The sequence below is a fragment of the Acidovorax sp. genome (genome assembly GCF_046314175.1).
Classification (GTDB): domain Bacteria; phylum Pseudomonadota; class Gammaproteobacteria; order Burkholderiales; family Burkholderiaceae_C; genus Acidovorax.
The window spans coordinates 1-4,545 of record NZ_JBKBXG010000175.1 but is presented as its reverse complement, the minus strand read 5'-3'; the positions used below and the strand labels follow the sequence as shown (position 1 = coordinate 4,545).

Below are 4,545 nucleotides of genomic sequence, written 5' to 3'. Positions count from 1 at the left end.
TCTACGCCGAGCTGGCCGCGCGCTGCGCTGCCGCCAGTGATCCACGCATCGTGCTGACCTTCCCGGTCGAACTCCCCGCCAATACATCGGCCGAGCAGGTCGAGCAATGGCTGTCCGCCAGCGGCTTCACCAAGGTGCAGGCCGAGCGCGAGGTGGCCACGCCCACCGGCCCGCGCAAGGTGCTGGATGTGGTGGCCGACCGCTTCCGCCTGGGCAACGCCGAGAAGGCACGGGTGATCGAAGCCATCGAGGTGGCGTTGAAGCGCGGAACCGGGCGCTTGAATGTGTACCGCCTGGTGGATGAGGGAGAGCCGGAACTCTGGAGGTTCTCGACAGGCCTGCACTGCCCCGACAGCGACCTGCGCTACGGCGACCCCATCCCCTCCATGTTCTCGTTCAACTCGGCCGTGGGCGCCTGCGACAGCTGCCGGGGTTTTGGCCGCGTGATCGGTGTGGACTACGGCCTCGTCATCCCCAACGACAAGCTCACGCTGCGCGCGGGCGCCATCAAGACCATCCAGACCCCCGCGTGGCAAGAGGCGCAGGACGACCTCATGCGCCATGCCGAGGCCGCAGGTATCCCGCGCGACACGCCCTGGTACAAGCTCACCGATGACCAGAAGAAATGGGTGATCGGCGGCGCCCCTGGCTACAAGGAAGGCCAGTGGAGCAAGCAGTGGTATGGCATCAAGCGCTTCTTCGAATACCTGGAGAGCAAGGCCTACAAGATGCACATCCGTGTGCTCTTGTCCAAGTACCGCAGCTACACGCCGTGCCCCACCTGCGCTGGGGCGCGGCTCAAGACCGAAAGCCTGCTCTGGCGCATCGGCCGCAAGGAAGACGCCGACGCGGTGCTGGAGCCCGGCAAACGTTTCATGCCCGAGGGCGTGCAATGGTCGCGTGAGCAACTCGAAGCGCTGCCCGGCCTGTGCCTGCACGACCTGATGCTGCTGCCCATCGACCGCCTGCGCCAGTTCTTTGCGCGCATGCAGCTGCCCGTGGGTGACGATGCCAAGGGTGGCGACGCGCAAGCGCTGAAGCTGCTGCACGAAGAGATCACCACGCGCCTGCAGTACCTGTGCGACGTGGGCATCGGCTACCTCACGCTCGACCGCCAAAGCCGCACGCTCAGTGGCGGCGAGGTGCAGCGCATCAACCTCACCACAGCCCTGGGCACCAGCCTGGTCAACACGCTGTTTGTGCTGGACGAGCCCAGCATTGGCCTGCACCCGCGCGACATGCACCGCATCACCGAGGCCATGCTGCGCCTGCGCGATGCGGGCAATACCCTGGTGGTGGTGGAGCACGACCCCGCCGTCATGCTTGCGGCCGACCGCATGATCGACATGGGCCCGGGGCCTGGAAGCCTGGGCGGGCAGATCGTGTTTGACGGCACCACGGCCGACCTGCGCAGCGCCGACACGCTCACCGGCGCCTACCTGGGCGGGCGCAAGCATGTGGGTTTTGGCTTCAAGCGCATGGTGACCGAATCGACCCCGCGCCTCATCCTCGAAGGCGCGCGCGAGCACAACCTGAAGGATGTGACGGTCGAATTTCCGCTGCAGCGCCTGGTCACCGTGACCGGCGTGAGCGGCTCGGGCAAGTCGAGCCTGATCCAGGACGTGCTGGCCCCTGCGCTCTTGCGCCACTTCGGCAAGGCCACCGACAGTCCGGGCGCGCACGACCGCATGCTGGGCGCGGACCATTTGTCGGACGTGGTGTTTGTGGACCAGTCGCCCATCGGCAAGACCGCGCGCTCCAACCCTGTGAGCTATGTGGGGGCGTGGGACAGCATCCGCGAGCTGTTTGCCGTGGCACCGCTGTCCAAGCAGCGCAGCTACACCGCCGCCAAGTTCAGCTTCAACAGCGGCGACGGGCGCTGCCCCACCTGCGGCGGCTCGGGCTTCGAGCATGTGGAAATGCAGTTCCTGAGCGACGTGTACCTGCGCTGCCCGGATTGCGATGGCAAGCGCTACCGGCCCGAGATCCTGGAAATCACCATCGAGCGGGGCGGCAAATCGCTGAATGTGGCGGATGTACTGGCGCTGACCGTGGCCGAAGCTGCGGCCGTATTTGCAAACGACCGCGACGTGATCCGCGCGCTGCAGCCCATCGTGGATGTGGGGCTCGAATACGTGGCGCTGGGCCAGCCTGTGCCGACCCTGTCGGGCGGTGAGGCGCAGCGACTCAAGCTGGCGGGTTTTCTGGCCGAAGCCGCCAAAACGGCCGCCAAGTCGCGCCAGGCCGTGGCGCGCAAAGGCACGCTGTTTCTGTTCGACGAGCCCACCACCGGCCTGCACTTCGACGACATCGCCAAGCTCATGCGCGCGCTGCGCAAGCTCATCGATGCAGGGCACTCGCTCATCGTCATCGAACACAACCTAGACGTGATCCGCGCAAGCGACTGGCTCATCGACCTGGGCCCCGAAGGCGGCGATGCAGGTGGCCTGATCGTGGCCGAAGGCACGCCCGAAGACGTGCGGGCCCATGCCACATCCCACACCGGGCAGGCGCTGCGCGACTACGAACTGGCGCTGGGCGTGGGCGGCCACTCGGTGCACGAAAAAGCTGCTGTGCTACGAAAAAAGGAGCTTCTTGGGCAAGAGGGACGCGCGCAGGAGGCCAAAAATGCCATTGAAATCGTCAATGCCAAGGAACACAACCTCAAGAACCTGAGCGTGGACATTCCGCGCGGCAAGTTCAATGTGGTCACGGGCGTGAGCGGCTCGGGCAAGTCCACACTGGCATTCGACATCCTTTTCAACGAAGGCCAGCGGCGTTACCTCGAATCGCTCAACGCCTATGCGCGTTCCATCGTGCAGCCCGCCGGGCGGCCCGAGGTGGACGCGGTGTACGGCATCCCACCCACCGTCGCCATTGAGCAGCGCCTGTCGCGCGGCGGGCGCAAGTCCACCGTGGGCACGACCACCGAGGTGTGGCACTTTTTGCGCCTGCTGTACGTCAAGCTCGGCACCCAGCACTGCGTCAAAGACGGTGCCGCCGTGCAGCCACAAACGCCTGAGAGCATTGCAGCGCAGCTGCTCACGCAGTTCCGTGGCCAGCACATCGGCTTGCTCGCGCCGCTGGTAATGAACCGCAAGGGCGTGTACACCGAGCTGGCCGACTGGGCCCGTCCGCGCGGCTACACGCACCTGCGCGTGGACGGAAACTTCTTGCCCACCACCAACTTCCCGCGCATCGACCGCTTCAAGGAACACACCATCGAGCTGCCCGTGGCCAGCCTGGATGTGTCGCCCGAGAACGAGGCCCAACTCCGCACCGCGCTGGCCGACGCGCTCACGCACGGCAAGGGCGTGGTGCATGTTCTCTCAGGCATCGCAGGCCTGCGCGAAGCCATGGAGAGCGGCCAGCCCACGGCGGGCATTGGCACGCTGCAGGCGTTCTCCACCAAGCGCGCCTGCCCCGTGTGCGCCACGAGTTATGCAGAGCTGGACCCGCGCCTGTTCTCGTACAACAGCAAACACGGCTGGTGCCCCGACTGCGTGGGCACGGGCGTCAAGCTCACCAAGGACCAGCGCAAGGTGTTTGACGACTCGGTGCAGGACGACAAGGAAAAAGGCCGCGAGCAGACCTTTGCCGAGCCCGAGGTGGAAGACCTGGCCGACACGGCCTGCCCCACCTGCAGCGGCACGCGCCTGAACGCCACGGCCCGCGCGGTGCAGTTTGCCGGTGTGGGTATCACCGACATTGCTGCGCTGTCCGTCACCGATGTGCGCCGCTGGGTGGAGACCCTGCGCGTGGAAGGCGGCATGACAGCCCGCGAGGCCGACATCGCCCGCGACCTGGTGCCCGAGATCCAGAGCCGCCTCGAATTCCTCGAAGAAGTGGGCCTGGGCTACCTTACGCTGGACCGGGGCGCGCCCACGCTCAGCGGGGGCGAGGCCCAGCGCATTCGCCTGGCTGCGCAGCTGGGCAGCAACCTGCAGGGCGTGTGCTACGTGCTGGATGAACCCACCATTGGCCTGCATGCGCGCGACAACCAGATTTTGCTCAACGCCCTGCACAAGCTCGGCGACAAGGGCAACACGCTGGTGGTGGTGGAGCATGACGAGGACACCATCCGCCGCGCCGACCACATCATCGACATTGGCCCCAGTGCTGGCAAACGTGGCGGGCGCCTGGTGGCGCAGGGTTCGGTGAAAGACCTCACGGCCGCCGAAGATTCTCAAACCGGCCGCTACCTTCTGCACGCGATGAAGCACCCGCTGCAACTGCGCCGCAGCATGGTGGCGGGCGAGGTGAGCGCCGAAGCCACGGCCGCGTTCGCGCAGGCTGAAGCCGCAGCGCCCACGGGCCGCCAAAGCGCCGCCGTGAAGAAGCGTGCCGCCCAGGCCGCTGCGCTGGCCGCCGATGCACTCACCGAGGCCAAGGAGCGCGCAGCCATGCGCTGGCTCACGGTGCACGGCGCGCAGCTGCACAACCTGCAGAACGTAACGGCCACCGTGCCGCTGCACCGCCTGGTGGCGGTGACGGGCGTGAGCGGCTCGGGCAAGTCCACCCTGGCGCGCGATGTGCTGCTGGCCA

The 4,545-nt window shown here is 66.7% G+C and carries 1 protein-coding gene; it reads left to right on the top strand.

All coding sequences use genetic code 11. From position 1 onward, the window contains the following. The coding region (locus ACK4OE_RS25250; protein ID WP_409889175.1) for an excinuclease ABC subunit A at window positions 1-4,545 on the top strand (4,545 nt) is incomplete at both ends.